The sequence below is a fragment of the Catellatospora sp. NPDC049133 genome (assembly GCF_040648455.1).
GTDB lineage: Bacteria > Actinomycetota > Actinomycetes > Mycobacteriales > Micromonosporaceae > Catellatospora > Catellatospora aurea.
The window spans coordinates 186,250-200,001 of record NZ_JBEZDT010000001.1; the positions used below are offsets into that span (position 1 = coordinate 186,250).

Consider the following 13,752-nt stretch of genomic DNA (forward strand, 5'->3'; position numbering starts at 1 on the left):
ACAAGGGAGTGCACGAAATGGCAGACCGGCTCATCGGCCAGCGCCTCGTCGACGACATGACCGCCGCCGAACTCGACCGCGCGGCACGCGTGGAAGCGGTGCTGCCCGCGCTGCGCGCCGCCGCCGAGCAGGCCGACGCGGCCGGGGAGTTCCCCGCGGGCCACGTCGCCCTGCTGCGCGAGGCCGGGCTGCTCGGCCTGGTCGTGCCGGAGGAGTACGGCGGCCTCGGCGGCGGCCTGCGCGACCTGGCCGCGGCGACGTTCGCGATGGGCAGCGCCTGCCCGTCGACCGCGCTGGCCTTCTTCTTCCACAACACCAGCGCCTCGCGCGGGCTGCTGCCGCTGGAGGCGATCGAGGCCGGGCTGTTCGACGACGCCGACGTGCCCGTCGTGCGCGCCTTCGCCGAGCAGGTGCTGCGCCGCATGGCCGGCGGCACCTGGCTGGCCAACTTCGCCAGCGAGTCGGTCAAGAGCGCGAGCGCGAACATCGCCATCTCCACCACCGCCCGGCCCGCGACCCGCGACGGCGTCGAGGGCTGGCTGGTCACCGGCGAGAAGTCGTTCGGCTGCGCCACCGGCGTCGCGGACACGTACCTGGTCACCGCGCGGCTCGACGGCACCGACACCGCCGCCGGGCTGGCCCTGTTCCTGGTGCCGCGCGAGGCCGAGGGCGTCGCCTCCCGCCCGGCCTGGGACGGCCTGGGCATGCGCGGCTCGGCCAACCACGGCATCACCCTGCATGACGTGTGGGTGCCCGCGACCGAGGCGCTGACCGTGCCCGGCGCGTTCGTGAAGATGCTCCAGTGCAGCCGGGGCAGCTTCGTCGGCAACCAGCTCGCCATCACCGCCGTGTACGTCGGCTGCGCCCAGGGCGTGTACGACGAGACGCTGCAGCGGCTGACCAGCAAGACGTTCGCCGACACCGGACGGCCCATTGCCGAGTCCCCCATGCACCAGGTGATCATCGGGGACATGACCGAGAACCTGGAGACGGCGTACCTGTGGCTGCGCCGCCAGCTGCTGCTGGAGACGTCCGAGCCGCCCATCGCGCCGAAGAACGAGGTCTACCGGCAGTGGCGGCTGGCCAAGGGCTCCATCTGCGAGAACGCGTTCGCGGTCGCGGTCGGGGCGTTCAAGGCGTCCGGCACCTCGGGCGCGACCCTGCACGGCACCATGGGCCGCGCGCTGCGCGACCTGTCGATGGGCCTGGTCATGACGTTCCCGCCGGAGCGCGGGCGGCTGGAGGCGGCCGGCATGGTCACCGCCGACCGGGCCAACGACCTGTTCGCGAGCGTGCCCAAGTGAGCGCCCGGCCCGAGGCGGTCGCCGACCTCGTCGACGGCGCATGGGCGGCCTGCACCGCCCCGCTCGGCTTCATGCTGCAGGACCCGGCCACCGGCGAGCCCGTCGGCGCGGCCGTCGGCAGCGATCCCGCACGGGTCGAGGCGGCCGTCGCCGCGGCGACCGCGGTGCACGACTCCGGCGCCTGGTCCGGCCTGCCCGCCGCCGCACGCGCCGACGTGCTCGACGCGGTGGCCACCCGGGTGGAGGCCGTCGGCGGCGACATCGCGGCCGTCGAGTCCTTCGCCACCGGTGTGCCGATCTCGCAGACCCTGCCGCTGTCGGTCATTCTCGGCGGCGCGTTCCGGCTGGCCGCGATGCAGCTGCGGGAAGGCTGGCTGAGCAGCGCGATGCCGCGCGAGGACGGGCGGCTCGCGCACGTCGACCGGCTGCCATGGGGGCCCGCCGCCTGTGTGGTGCCGTGGAACGCTCCCGCGCCGATGGCCGCGCACAAGGCCGCCAACGCGCTCGCGGCCGGCTGCCCCACGATCGTCAAACCCAGCGAGTACGCCCCGTACGGCACGCAGCTGCTGGCGCGGGCGGTGCACGAGGCGCTGGCCGGGGCGGGACTGCCCGGCGGACTCTTCCAGCTCGTGCACGGCGACGCGGGCGCCGGGGCGCGGCTGGTCGGCGACCCGCGCGTGCGGGCCGTGTCGTTCACCGGCGGGCTGTCCGGCGGCCGGGCCGTCGCGGCGGCCTGCGCGTACGACGTCAAGCCGGTGCAGCTCGAACTCGGCGGCAACAACCCGCTGGTCGTGCTGCCCGACGCGGACACCGCCACGGCCGCCCGCGCCGCCGCGGACCTGCTCACCACCCTCAACGGGCAGTGGTGCCGGGCCCTGGGCCGCCTGATCCTGCCCGCCGGGCGGGCCGCGGAGATCCTCGACGCGACCCTGGAGCGACTGGCCGCGCTGCGGGTCGGCGCGCCGCTCGACCCGGACACCGACTTCGGGCCGCTGGTCCACTCCGGACACCGGGATCAGGTCATCGCCGCCCGGGACGCGCTCGTCGGGCACGGCGGCACCGCCCACGCCCCGCTGACCGTGCCGGAGCAGGGCAACTACCTCAGCCCGACGCTGGTCACCGGCGTCGACCCGGCGCACACCACGCACGAGATCTTCGGGCCGGTCGCCGCCGTGCACACGTATGAGTCCGTCGACGAGGCGGTGGCGCTGGCCAACGGCACGCCGTACGGGCTGGAGGCGTACGTGACCGGCACCGACGAGGAGGCCGCGATCGCGGTCGCGCGGCGGCTGCGCGCGGGCGAGGTGAAGGTCAACGGGTCCAGCGTGATGAGCCTGCACCTGTTCACCCCGCGCCCGGCCTGGGGGCTGTCCGGCTACTCGGAGGAGGGCACGGCCGAGACGCTGCGCTTCTTCACCAACCCTCGGGTCGTCGGCGTCGAGGGCGGCTTCGCGCTGCACGGCCGCCCGTGACCGCCCCGGCGCTGCGGGCCCTGCTCGCCTCGGACGGCGTCACCCACCTGCCCGGCGTGTACGACCCGCCCACCGCGGCGCTGGCCGTCCGCGCCGGGCACCGGGCCGCGCACCTGTCCGGGGCCGCTTGCGCCGCCCTCGACCTGGGCCTGCCCGACCTGGGTTACGTGCACGGCACGCACATCGCCGAGCGCGCCGCCCGGATCACGCCCGCGCTGGGCGGGGCGCCGCTGCTGGCCGACGCGGACACCGGCTACGGCGACGCGCTGCAGGCCGTGTGGACGGCCCGGCGCTACGCGGCGGCGGGCGTGTCCGGCCTGCACCTGGAGGACCAGGTGATGCCGAAACGCTGCGGGCACCTCGCGGGCAAGGAACTCGTCGACGCCGCCACGGCCGCCCGCAAGATCCGGGCTGTCGTCACCGACGGCACCGGGATCGTCGTGGTGGCGCGCACCGACGCGTACACGGTGACCGGGCTGGACGACGCGATCACCCGAGGCCGGGCCTACGCGGCCGCCGGGGCCGACGCCGTCTTCCTGGAGGGCGTTTCCGACCTGGACGAACTGGCCCGCGCACACGCGGCGCTGCCCGGGGTGCCGCTGGTGCTGAACCGCTCCGAGGCGGGCGGGCACACCGCCGCCGCGAGCGACGCCGACCTGGCCGCAGCCGGGGTGCGCCTGGTGCTGCACCCGGTCGCGCCGCTGCTGGCGGCCCTGCACGCCGCCGAGCGTGCCTATCGCGAGATCGCCGCCGTCGGCGGGGCGGGCGTGGACCGGCTCGCCTGGGCAGAGTTCACGGAGCTCGTCGGCCAGGGCGAGGCCCTGGCCCTGGACGCGAAACACCACCGATAACGCGATCGACCCGTGCGGCGGCCGCCCGTCCCTTCTTCGACGTTGGCCCATCACATCGAATCCAGGCCACGGATGTTCGACATCAATAGGCCAACGTCTATGACAGGGCGGGGCGGACGCCACCCGGCGCTGTTCGCCGAACGGGCAGCGTGGCAAACCGGACACCGGAAGGAGAGGGCATGAGCAGGATCGTCGTGGCCGGGGCGGGGCCGGTCGGGTTGACCGCCGCGCTGGCGCTGGCGCGGCAGGGTGTCGCGGTGACCGTGCTGGAGGCCGGTGACGAGCTGGCCGCCGAGTCACGGGCGTCGACGTTCCACCCGCCGACCCTGGAGATGCTGGCCGAGCTGGGCGTCGTCGACGCGCTGCTGGCCCGGGGCCTGGTCGCGCCGACGTTCGCTTACCGGGACCGCGCGTCGGGCCACGTCGCCACGCTCGACCTGGGCGTGCTCGCCCGGGACACGCCGTACCCGTACCGGGTGCAGTGCGAGCAGTCGAAACTCAGCCCGATCCTGCGCGCCGAGGTCGAGGCCGCCGGTGGCGTGATCCGGTTCGGCTGGCCGGTCGCCGGCGTCGACCAGGTCCCCGACGGCGTGGTGGTCCGCGCCGCCGACGGCCGGACCGAACGCGCCGACTGGCTGATCGCCGCCGACGGCGCGCACTCCGCGGTACGCCGGTCGCTGGGCGTCGAGTTCGCGGGCATCACCTACCCGGAGCGTTTCCTGGTCGCGTCCACCGACGAGGACCTGCCCGCACTGCTCGACGACCTGGCCGAGGTCAACTACGTGTTCGACCCGGTCGACTGGTCGGTGCTGCTGCACACCCCGGACCACTGGCGGGTGCTGCTGCCGACCCCGGACGGCACGCCCGACCGCGACGAGCTCGACCGGCTCGACGGGCGGCTGCGCCAGGTCGCCGACCCGGGCCGGCCGTGGCGGGTCGCGCACGCCAGCATCTACCGCGTGCACCAGCGGGTGGCCGAGACGTTCCAGGTGGGACGGGTGCTGCTGGCCGGGGACGCGGCGCACGTCAACAACCCGCTGGGCGGGCTGGGCATGAACTCGGGCATCCACGACGCTGTCGCGTACACCCGCGCGCTGGTCACCGGCGACGGCGCGGTCCGGCTGGCCGCGGCCCAGCGACGGCGCATCGCCCTGGAGTACGTGCAGACCGTCTCCCACCAGAACTACCAGCGCCTCACCGCCACCGACCCGGCGGCCCGCGCCGCGTACCTGGACGAGATCCGCGCCACCGCCGCCGACCCGGTCCGCGCCCGCGCCCATCTCCTGCGCGCCTGCATGATCTCCTCCCTGCGCCCGGTGCCGGCATGAGCGAGCGGATCACGCGCTACAACCCGGCGCGGGTGTACGAGCTGGTCGGCACCGTGCCCGCCGCGGACCCGGCCCGGGTCGACGCCGTGGTGCGGGCCGCCGACGCGGCGCAGCGGGACTGGGCGCGGGCCGAGGTCGCCGACCGGGTGGCCGCGCTGCGGGCCGCCGCCGACGCGGTCGAGCCGCACCTGCCGACCCTGGCCGAGCTGCTCGCCCGCGAGTCGGGCAAGGTGCTGGCCGACTGCCGCGGCGAACTCGGCTTCGCGCTGACCTTCCTGCGCTGGGTGGCCGAGCACGCCCCGCGAGTGCTCGCGGACACCGCGCTCGACGACGCGGCGGGCCGGCTGCTGCTGCGCCGCCGCCCGTACGGCGTGGTCGCGGCGATCACCCCGTGGAACGCGCCGATCATCCTGTCCTTCCTGAAGATCGCCCCGGCGCTGGCCGCGGGCAACACGGTCGTGGTGAAGCCGTCGCCGCTCGCCCCGCTGGCGATCGACCGCACGGTGCGGCTGCTGGCGTCGGCCCTGCCGGCCGCCGTGCTGCAGGTGCTGCACGGCGACGCGGCGGCGGGCGCGGCCCTGGTCGGGCACGCGCTGGTCGGCAAGGTCGCGTTCACCGGCGGCGCGGCCACGGCCCGGGTGGTCGCCGCGGCGGCCGCGGCGCAGACCACGCCGACGGTGCTGGAACTGGGCGGCAACGATCCGGTGCTGCTGCTCGACGACGCCGACCTGTCCCCGGAGCCCATGCGGCGGCTGGTCATGGCCTCGTTCGCGACCAGCGGGCAGGTGTGCATGGCCGCGAAGCGGCTGTACGTGCCCGAGACCCGGCACGACGAGTTCGTGGCCGCGTACCGGGCGGCCGCCGCCGAGGTGCTGTGCCTGGGTGATCCGCTCGCCGCCGGGGTGAGCATGGGCCCGGTGGTGACCGCCGAGGCCGCGGCGCGGATCACGGGGCTGGTCGAGGACGCCGTGGCGCGCGGCGGCCGGGCGCTGCCGGTGGGCCGTGTCGATCCGGGCGCCGACCTGCGGGCCGGGCACTTCGTCACGCCGACGCTGGTGACCGGCGTGCCCGAGGACGCGCCGCTGGTCGCGCAGGAGCAGTTCGGGCCGACCGTGCCGGTGCTGTCCTACCGCGACGAGGCCTGCCTGATCGCTCGCGCCAACGCCGGTGAGCTGGGGTTGGGCGCGTCGGTGTGGTCGGCCGACGAGGAGCGGGCGTTCGCGGTGGCGCGGCGGCTGGAGGCCGGGTTCGTCTTCGTCAACACACACAACCGCACCGGCATGTCGCTGCGCGCGCCGTTCGGCGGTGTGAAGCGCTCCGGGTACGGCCGCGAGTACGGCGAGGAGGGCATCGCCGAGTACGCGCAGACGTGTGTCGTGCACGCGCCGGCCGCGTTCCGGGCGGGCGGCGCGGGCGCGGCGGCGAACGCGTACCCGGCGTCGTGATCCGTCGCGGTCCCAGCCGTCGCGTGTGACCCGCGTCGGTGCGCCCAGTCGGCTGCCGCCTACGCTGCCGGTGTGACGAGCGTGCTGATCCTTCCCGGCTTCGAGAACTCCGGCCCGGCGCACTGGCAGACCCGGTGGGAGCAGGAGCTGGGGTTCCGGCGGGTCGAGCAGGCCGACTGGTTCCACCCGCTGGTCGGCGACTGGGTCGAGGCGCTGGCCGCCGCGGTGGCGGCCGCATCCGCCCCGGTGACGCTGGTGGCGCACAGCCTGGGCTGCGTGACGGTCGCGCACTGGGTGGCCCGCGGCGGCGACATCGCCAAGGTGCGCGGCGCACTGCTGGTCGCACCCGCCGATGTGGACACCGCCGGGGTGCCCGAGCTGGTGAACTTCCGCCCGGTGCCGCTCGTGCCCCTGCCGTTCCCGAGCATCGTCGTCGCCGGTGACGACGACCCGTGGGCGGCCCTGCCGCGCAGCGAGGCGTTCGCTCAGGCGTGGGGCTCCCGCCTGGTCGTGGTCCCCGGCGGCGGCCACCTCAACGCCGACTCCGGCCTCGGTTCCTGGCCCCAGGGCCAGTCCCTGCTCACCGAACTCCACTGACCCGCGCCGCCCAGCCTCGCGCCTCACCGAGCGCCGATGATCGTCCGACTTGCCTGGCAATCGTGCGTATCTTGAGGGCGCATACGCCCAGCTGCCAGGCAAGTCGGATGACCTTGGTGCGTGTGGCGACCCGGTCAGGGGGTGCGCCAGCGCCAGTTGAGTTCGGCGGGGGTGGGGGGCGGGCCGGGGAGGTCGGCGCGGTCGCGGTCGGCGGCGAGGCCGTCCAGGAGCAGGGCCAGATGGCGGGCGCGTAGTTCGCGGGTGCGCGCGGGATCGGGTACGCGTACCGCGGCGCAGCTCTCCAGCAGGAGCGTCACGTCGGCGAGCACGGCGTCGGGGCGCAGGCTGTTGTCGTCGAGCGCCCGCTGCACGAGTCGCGCCGCAAGTTCACCGGCCTGGCGCGCGGTCGCGCCCATCTCGGGCGTCGGCGTGAACGTCCCGGCGAGGTGCACGGTCAACGAATGCACATCGGCGTCGACGACCGCCGACAGGAAGCCGGTCAGGCCGCGCCACGGGTCGGGTTCGGCCAGCGCCGCCTGGGCCTGGGCGACGAACAGCAGCAGCCCGTCGTGGCACAGCCGGCGCAGCAGCTCCTCCTTGCCGCTGTACCGGCGGTAGAGCGCGCTGATGCCGACGCCCGCCCGCTCGGCCACGGCGGCGATGGGCGCCTTCGGATCAGCGAGGAACACCTCGCGGGCGGCCTCGAGGATCACCGTGTCGTTGCGCGCTGCCTGCTGCTTGCGACCCGACATCGGGGCCGCGTCCGTCTCCGTCACCGGTTCAGGTTAGCAGTGGAACGGATCGTTCCGCTCTGGTAGGCTGAAGCGGAACGAGGCATTCCGTTCCGGAACTGCCGAGACGAAGGGCGGAGCCATGACCACGATCACCGGCACCAACGCGATCACCCTGCTCGCCGCCGCGCACACCGCGCTGCGCACCGCCGTGGCGGGCGTCCCGGCCGACGGCTGGGGGCTGCCGACGCCCTGTGCGCACTGGAACGTCACCCAGGTCCTGCAGCACGCGACCGGCGACCAGATCGGGTTCGCCGCCGCCATCACCGGCGGGCCGTGGCCGAGCGAGGACCCGTTCCAGCCCTCCGGCAGCATCGACGGGGACGCGACCGCCCTGCTTGAGCAGGCCCTCAGCGCGTCGGCGGCCGCCTTCGCGACCGTGCCCGCCGACGCGGAGCAGGTGCCCGTGCCGCTGCCGCAGGGTCCGCTGCCGCTGTGGATCGCCGCCGGGGCCGCCGCGCTCGACGCGGCCGTGCACGCCTGGGACATCGCCGTCGCCACCGGCCGACCGTCCCCGCTCACCGCGCACGACTCCCGGCAGCTGCTCACGGTCGCCCGGCAGATCGTCGAGCCACTGCGGGCCTATGGCGCGTACGCGGCCGAGCTGACCGTGGCCGCAGACACCGACCCGACCACGGAACTGCTCGCCTACCTGGGCCGCCGCGTCGACTGGACGCCGCCGGCCTGACCGCCTCTCACCTCACGCTTCCTGCGAACGCGCGGCGCCCTCGGACAGCGGGGACCGCGACTGCGCGTCATGCGAACGCGCGGCGGACAGCGGAGGCCGCGCGTTCGCAAGACCTGCCACCAAGGCGGGGCCACCCCGGCCATCCCGACCCCGGGCACCCGCGATCACCCACTCCCACCAGGCGGGACGGCCGCCCCATGATCGCCGGACTTGCCTGACAAGTGGGCGAACGCGGCGTCAAGATACGCACAGGTGCCAGGCAAGTCGAATGACCTTGGTGAGGGACGAGACCGCACCAAACCCTCGGAGCCCTCGGGTGTGGGTCAGTTGAGTTGCCAGATGGCGAGGTTGAGGGCGGTGGCGAAGGTGACCCAGAGCCAGTAGGGCACCAGCAGCCAGGCCGCGAGTGCCGAGACCCGGCGGAACAGCAGCACGGTGACGCCGATGGCCAGCCACAGCGCGACGATGTCGGCCAACGCCAGGCCGCGTTGACCCGCGCCGAAGAACAGCGGCGTCCAGACCGCGTTGAGGACCAGCTGCAGGGTGTACGCCCACATCGCCGGTCCCCAGCCGGCCCGCCGCCAGACCAGCCAGCCGGCCACCGCGATCATCGCGTAGAGCACCGTCCAGACCGGTCCGAACAGCCAGGACGGCGGTGCCCAGCCGGGCCGGGCCAGGGCCGTGTAGTCGTCGGCGGGCCGCGCCACGGCCAGCGAGCCGACCAGGGCCACCACGATCACCGCCGCGAAGAAGCCGGCCAGCGCCCACCACTGTGCCGCGGGACGTCGTGCCAGGTGAACCGTCATGACTCTGCTATAGCCGACCCGCCCGGAAGGGAAACGGCGTTCCGCCCGGTTGCGTCGATTCGCGGCAGGCGGGGCGCCTGCGCGCCTGTCAGGATGGGCGGATGGCACACGTCCTGCTGTTCCACTCCGTCATCGGGCTGCGCCCGGCCGTGCTGAGCGCCGCCGAGCGCCTGCGCGACGCCGGGCACACGGTGCTCACGCCCGACCTGTACGACGGCGTGGTGGTGGACACCGTGGACGAGGGCTTCGCGCTGCTCCGCGAGATCGGACCGGAGGTGGTGCAGGACCGCGCCCGGCAGGCGGCGGCAAACCTGCCCGGGGGCGGGGTGCTGGCCGGACTGTCGATGGGCGCGAGCTTCGCGCAGGCCATCGCCGAGCACGAGCCGCGGGTGGGCGGCCTGCTCCTGCTGCACGGCACCGCGGGCACGCCGCGCCGCATGCCGTCGGGCCTGGACGCCCAGTTGCACATCGCCGAGCGCGACGAGTACGAGTCGGCCGACGCGATCATGTCGTGGGAGCTGGCGATGGCCCGGCTGGGGGCGCGCCCGGAGGTGTTCACGTACGCGGGCGGGCATCTGTTCACCGACGACGCCTCGCCCGACTACGACGCCGCGTCCAGCGAGCTGGCCTGGGACCGCTGCCTGCGTTTCCTCGCCGCGCTCAGCTGAGCCGGGTCAGCTGCTGAAGTCGACGACCACCCGGGCCGCCAGCCGCGGGCGCAGCCACCGGGCCAACTCCAGGTGCGCCGGGTGCTCCTGGTATCCGCGCAGGTCGTCCGCATCCAGGTGGGTCGTGATCAGGCACAGGTGCGCCGAGACCGGGGTGCGCAGCTCGTCCAGGTTCGCCTGGAGCGTTCGGACCTGCGGAACAGCCCCGACCAGCCCTTCCAAAAGATCCTTCGCCTTGGCAGCATCGTCTGCGTCGGTGAACGACATCAGCACCACGTGAGAAAGCATCACGACCTCCGGTCAACCACTGTTGCAAACGCCCCCGCGAGTGTAGTTTCGGGAAACAGCGTTTCGCTAGGGGAACCGGAGACACCACATGGCTCCAACACGGGTCGCCGCGGTGCAGCTCGCGGCGTCGCAGGACGTCGAGGCCAATCTCGCCGCCTGCCTGCGCTTGATCGACGAGGCCGCGGCCCAGGGCGCGCAGCTGATCGTCCTGCCCGAGTTCTGCAACCACCTGTCCTACTACGCCGACCGGGCGCAGGCGCACCGCATCGCCACCCGGCCCGGTGACCCGTTCCTGACCGCGGTCGCCGAGCGCGCCCGCAAGCACCGGGCATACGTGAAGATCAACGTCACTCACGCGCACCCGGACGGCCGCACCGGCGGCACCAACTTCATGTTCGGGCCCGACGGCACGGTGCTCGGCCAGTGCGACAAGCAGACCCTGATGGGCGCGGAGAACGACCACCTCGACCCGGCCGGCGAGGTCGGCCCGGTGCTGGACACCCCGCTCGGGCGGCTCGGCATGTACGCCTGCATGGAGGGCGTCATCAACGAGGTCGCCCGCGGCCTGGCCCTGCGCGGCGCGCAGGTGCTGCTCAACAGCCTCAACTCGTTCGCCACCGATGAGGCGAGCCTGCACATCCCGGTCCGCGCGGCCGAGAACAAGGTATGGGTCGTCGCCGCGAACAAGGTCGGCCCGCTGCTGCCCGAGGAACACCTGCCCAGGCTGAGCGCCGCACTCGGCGTGCCCGCCGAGTGGCTGCACGGCGCGGGTGAGAGCCAGATCGTCGCCCCCGACGGCACGGTCGTCGCCAAGGGCCCCCGCACCGGCGAAGCCGTCGTCATCGCCGACATCGACCCGTCCCTGGCCGACGACAAGCGCCGCCCCGACGGCACCGACATCTTCGCCGCCCGCCGCCCGGAGCTCTACGCCCCCATCGCCGCCCCGCCCCACGGCCGCCGCCACCCCGCCGGCGCGGCCACACTGCCCGTGGCGATCGTCCGCGGCGACACCGCCACGGTGGTACGCGAGACCGCCCGCGCCGCCGCCGCCGGAGCCCGCCTCATCGTCACCACCGAAACCGACCCCACCCTGCTCGCGGCCGCCCTCGACGGCACCAACGCCCACGCCGTCACCGCCACCCCGACCGGCCCGGTCCTCCTCGACGCCAACGGCGAGATCGCCCGCCAACCCGTCCTCCACCCCCAAGATCCCGACGATCTTGCGCGAACTGTTGCCGATACGCCGGATTCACCCGTGTCGCTCCCACAGTCCACGCAAGATCGTCCCGGCGAGGGGGGTGCGGTGCACATCGTGGAGTTGCCCTGGGGGCGGTTGGCGATGGTGGCCGGGGCGGACTCGATCTTCCCGGAGGTTTTCCGGTTGGCGGCGCTCGCCGACGCGGATGTGGTGGCGGTGCCGTTCGAGGCCGGTGAGGCGTGGGAGTTGAGTCTCGGGCTGCCTGAGCGGGCGGCGGAGAACCGGCTCAACGTGATCGCGGCCGCGCCGGTGGAGCAGGACAGTGCGGTGTTCGCGTTGTCGGCGGACTTCACGTTGTGGACCGCGTGGCAGGGCCCGTTCACGGGGCGGATCAGCCATCCGGTGATCACCACCGTGCCCGCCGGACAGGTGTCCGGGCGGGCTGACGTCGCCCCTGCGCAGGCCGCCAACCGGCAGGTGTCGCGGCAGACCGACCTCGTCGACGGCCGCCCCTGGCGGCTCGTGCAAGCCCTCACAGAAAGGTAGACCGTGGCCGAGACCCTGCGCCACGTCGAGGACATGGTGGACAACTCCCCCGTCGTCGACGTGCACGAGACCTTCCACCTGTATCAGGAACTGCTCGCCGAGCTGAAGGCGAAGATCGACGCCCGGTTCGAACTGCGGCGCGATCCGTCCACGCTGGAGCTGGAGTCGTACGGGCAGTACCCGGACGGCCCCGGCGGCTCGCTGGCCGCGTACAGCGGTCCCGAGGTCGACTGGATGGTGCACTCCTGGCTGGGCAACCCGTCGGCGAGCTTCGCCAACCTGCACCTGACCGTGTGGCTGGGCCCGCAGGTCAAGGTGCCGCACCTGGGCCTGGCCCTGCTGGTATGGCCGGAGGGCTGGTTCTACCTCGACTCGGTGCCCCGGGTGAACCTCATGGAGGACGGCGAGTACTACGACAGCTACTACGCCCCGCTCGACGCCGACTGGCTGGCCCACCGCGCCGACCCCGAGTTCGAGTACTTCGTCAGCCGGGCGGGCTTCATCCGCGCCAGCCTGAGCCCGACGGCGTACTGCTACTCGTTCGGCCGCAGCGAGCGCAATCTCGACATCGTCCGCAAGCTCACCCACGAGCACGTGGACCGGTGGCTGCGCTGGGTCGACGAGGCCCCGCCGGTGCCCGAGGAGGAGCGCGCCGCGCTGGCCGAGACGGATCTGCGCATCCGGCGCAACATCGCCGAGCGCGACCCGGCCAACGTGATGGGCGTGCGCTTCTTCGGCCAGGAGACCACGGACAAGCTGGTCCGCGGCCTGTGGGGCGGCGACCGGAAGTCGGCCCGGCCGTGAAGGTGATCCGCTCCGTCTGGTGGGCCACGACCGTCCCGGGTCACGAGGCCCCGTTCGACACCGCGCACCTACGCGTCTACTACCCGGCCCGGCCGGACGGCTCGGACCGGGAGCGGCTGTCCGGTGTGATGGCCGCCGACGCCGACGGGGCGCCGTACCCGGTGGCGGTGATCGTGTCCGGGGTGAACGTCGGCCAGGAGGCGTACCGCTGGCTCGCGGTGCGGCTCGCCGAGCAGGGCATCGTGGCGGTCACCTACGACTGGGTCGGCACGCTGTTCGGGGGCCTGCACGGCATCACGCCGGGCGTGGACCTGGACGCGGCCCGGCCGGAGGGCTACGGCAAGCGGCCCACCACGCCGTCGCTGCGGCCGGTGCTCGACGCCCTCGCCGCGATGACCGGGCCGGTCGCCGGACTGCTCGACCTGAACAAGGTCGCCCTGGTCGGACACTCGGCGGGCGGCACGGTCGCGCTGCAGTCGGCGCGATTCGTGCCCGAGGTCAAGGCCGTGGCGACCTACGGGGCGCACACCATGGTCGCGACCATGCTGGGCTGGCCCGCGGGCACGGTGCTGCCGGCCCAGGCCGACTGCCCGGTGCTGCTGGTCGCGGGCACCAACGACGGGGTCATCAACGGTTCCGCCGACCGCTACGGCGAGGACGCGGCCACCCGCCGCGACCCGATCACCCGCACCTTCGACGAGGCGCTGCCCGACCGGGGCGGCGACAACGCGCTGGTACGGCTGGCCGGGGCGAACCACTTCGCGATCGTGCACCCGGTCGACCACACCGCCGCGCGGGCGTTCCTCGACCAGCCCGCCGACGGCGACCCGGCGGCCCACCGCGAACTGCTGGCCGACCTGCTCGGCACGTTCTGCCGGATGCATCTGACCGGCGACCAGGCGTCGTATACCGAATGGGACAAGCTCGCCGGTCACGACGGCGTCGCGACAATCCAGCGGAGGTAAG

General features: G+C 74.0%; 14 protein-coding genes. 11 read left to right on the forward strand and 3 right to left on the reverse strand.

The window, feature by feature from the left end; all coding sequences use genetic code 11:
* Positions 1 to 17 precede the first annotated feature (17 nt).
* The 6 genes from AB0B35_RS00885 to AB0B35_RS00910 all read left to right on the forward strand — a co-directional run bounded on the left by AB0B35_RS00885 (position 18) and on the right by AB0B35_RS00910 (position 6,997).
* The gene (locus AB0B35_RS00885) at positions 18 to 1,304 is read left to right on the forward strand and encodes an acyl-CoA dehydrogenase family protein (RefSeq protein WP_361039082.1); all 1,287 of its coding nucleotides are present in this window, start codon (positions 18 to 20) and stop codon (positions 1,302 to 1,304) included.
* On the forward strand, positions 1,301 to 2,776 hold the full coding sequence (locus AB0B35_RS00890; protein ID WP_361039085.1) for an aldehyde dehydrogenase: 1,476 nt from the start codon (positions 1,301 to 1,303) through the stop codon (positions 2,774 to 2,776). The genes AB0B35_RS00885 and AB0B35_RS00890 overlap by 4 nt, the downstream gene beginning before the upstream one ends.
* A complete protein-coding gene (locus AB0B35_RS00895; protein WP_361039087.1) occupies positions 2,773 to 3,627 on the forward strand; it encodes an isocitrate lyase/PEP mutase family protein in 855 nt (284 codons plus the stop codon). Before AB0B35_RS00890 ends, AB0B35_RS00895 begins: the two co-directional genes overlap by 4 nt.
* Positions 3,628 to 3,806: 179 nt before the next feature.
* A complete protein-coding gene (locus AB0B35_RS00900) occupies positions 3,807 to 4,955 on the forward strand; it encodes an NAD(P)/FAD-dependent oxidoreductase (protein WP_361039089.1) in 1,149 nt (382 codons plus the stop codon).
* Positions 4,952 to 6,400: an aldehyde dehydrogenase family protein gene (locus AB0B35_RS00905; RefSeq protein WP_361039092.1), complete on the forward strand. Its 1,449-nt coding sequence runs from the start codon at positions 4,952 to 4,954 to the stop codon at positions 6,398 to 6,400. The genes AB0B35_RS00900 and AB0B35_RS00905 overlap by 4 nt, the downstream gene beginning before the upstream one ends.
* Before the next feature lie 72 nt (positions 6,401 to 6,472).
* A complete protein-coding gene (locus tag AB0B35_RS00910; RefSeq protein ID WP_361039094.1) occupies positions 6,473 to 6,997 on the forward strand; it encodes an alpha/beta hydrolase in 525 nt (174 codons plus the stop codon).
* Positions 6,998 to 7,131: 134 nt separating this feature from the next.
* Here AB0B35_RS00910 and AB0B35_RS00915 read toward each other — a convergent pair whose 3' ends face one another.
* The gene (locus tag AB0B35_RS00915; protein WP_361039097.1) at positions 7,132 to 7,773 is read right to left on the reverse strand and encodes a helix-turn-helix domain-containing protein; all 642 of its coding nucleotides are present in this window, start codon (positions 7,771 to 7,773) and stop codon (positions 7,132 to 7,134) included.
* A 97-nt stretch (positions 7,774 to 7,870) separates the two neighbouring features.
* On the opposite strand from AB0B35_RS00915, the gene AB0B35_RS00920 reads away from it, so the two are divergent.
* A complete protein-coding gene (locus AB0B35_RS00920; protein WP_361039099.1) occupies positions 7,871 to 8,476 on the forward strand; it encodes a TIGR03086 family metal-binding protein in 606 nt (201 codons plus the stop codon).
* 323 nt (positions 8,477 to 8,799) lie between these two features.
* On the opposite strand, the gene AB0B35_RS00925 is transcribed toward AB0B35_RS00920, so the two are convergent.
* The gene (locus AB0B35_RS00925) at positions 8,800 to 9,282 is read right to left on the reverse strand and encodes a TspO/MBR family protein (protein ID WP_361039101.1); all 483 of its coding nucleotides are present in this window, start codon (positions 9,280 to 9,282) and stop codon (positions 8,800 to 8,802) included.
* A gap of 101 nt (positions 9,283 to 9,383) precedes the next feature.
* Here AB0B35_RS00925 and AB0B35_RS00930 point away from each other — a divergent pair, with 101 nt between their 5' ends.
* Positions 9,384 to 9,950, forward strand: coding sequence for a dienelactone hydrolase family protein (locus tag AB0B35_RS00930; RefSeq protein ID WP_361039104.1), 567 nt, complete (start codon positions 9,384 to 9,386; stop codon positions 9,948 to 9,950).
* Positions 9,951 to 9,956: 6 nt separating this feature from the next.
* Here the strand turns inward: AB0B35_RS00930 and AB0B35_RS00935 are convergent, their stop codons facing one another.
* The gene (locus AB0B35_RS00935) at positions 9,957 to 10,238 is read right to left on the reverse strand and encodes a Dabb family protein (RefSeq protein WP_361039106.1); all 282 of its coding nucleotides are present in this window, start codon (positions 10,236 to 10,238) and stop codon (positions 9,957 to 9,959) included.
* A gap of 88 nt (positions 10,239 to 10,326) precedes the next feature.
* Between AB0B35_RS00935 and AB0B35_RS00940 the strand changes: the two genes are divergently transcribed.
* The 3 genes from AB0B35_RS00940 to AB0B35_RS00950 are packed head-to-tail and all read left to right on the forward strand — an operon-like array spanning position 10,327 to position 13,751.
* Positions 10,327 to 11,982: a carbon-nitrogen hydrolase family protein gene (locus AB0B35_RS00940; RefSeq protein WP_361039109.1), complete on the forward strand. Its 1,656-nt coding sequence runs from the start codon at positions 10,327 to 10,329 to the stop codon at positions 11,980 to 11,982.
* Positions 11,983 to 11,985: 3 nt separating this feature from the next.
* Positions 11,986 to 12,786 carry an oxidoreductase gene (locus tag AB0B35_RS00945; RefSeq protein ID WP_361039111.1) on the forward strand — a complete coding sequence of 267 codons (801 nt, stop codon included), beginning with the start codon at positions 11,986 to 11,988 and terminating at the stop codon, positions 12,784 to 12,786.
* A complete protein-coding gene (locus AB0B35_RS00950) occupies positions 12,783 to 13,751 on the forward strand; it encodes a dienelactone hydrolase family protein (RefSeq protein ID WP_361039114.1) in 969 nt (322 codons plus the stop codon). Before AB0B35_RS00945 ends, AB0B35_RS00950 begins: the two co-directional genes overlap by 4 nt.
* The last annotated feature ends 1 nt before the right edge of the window (position 13,752 follow it).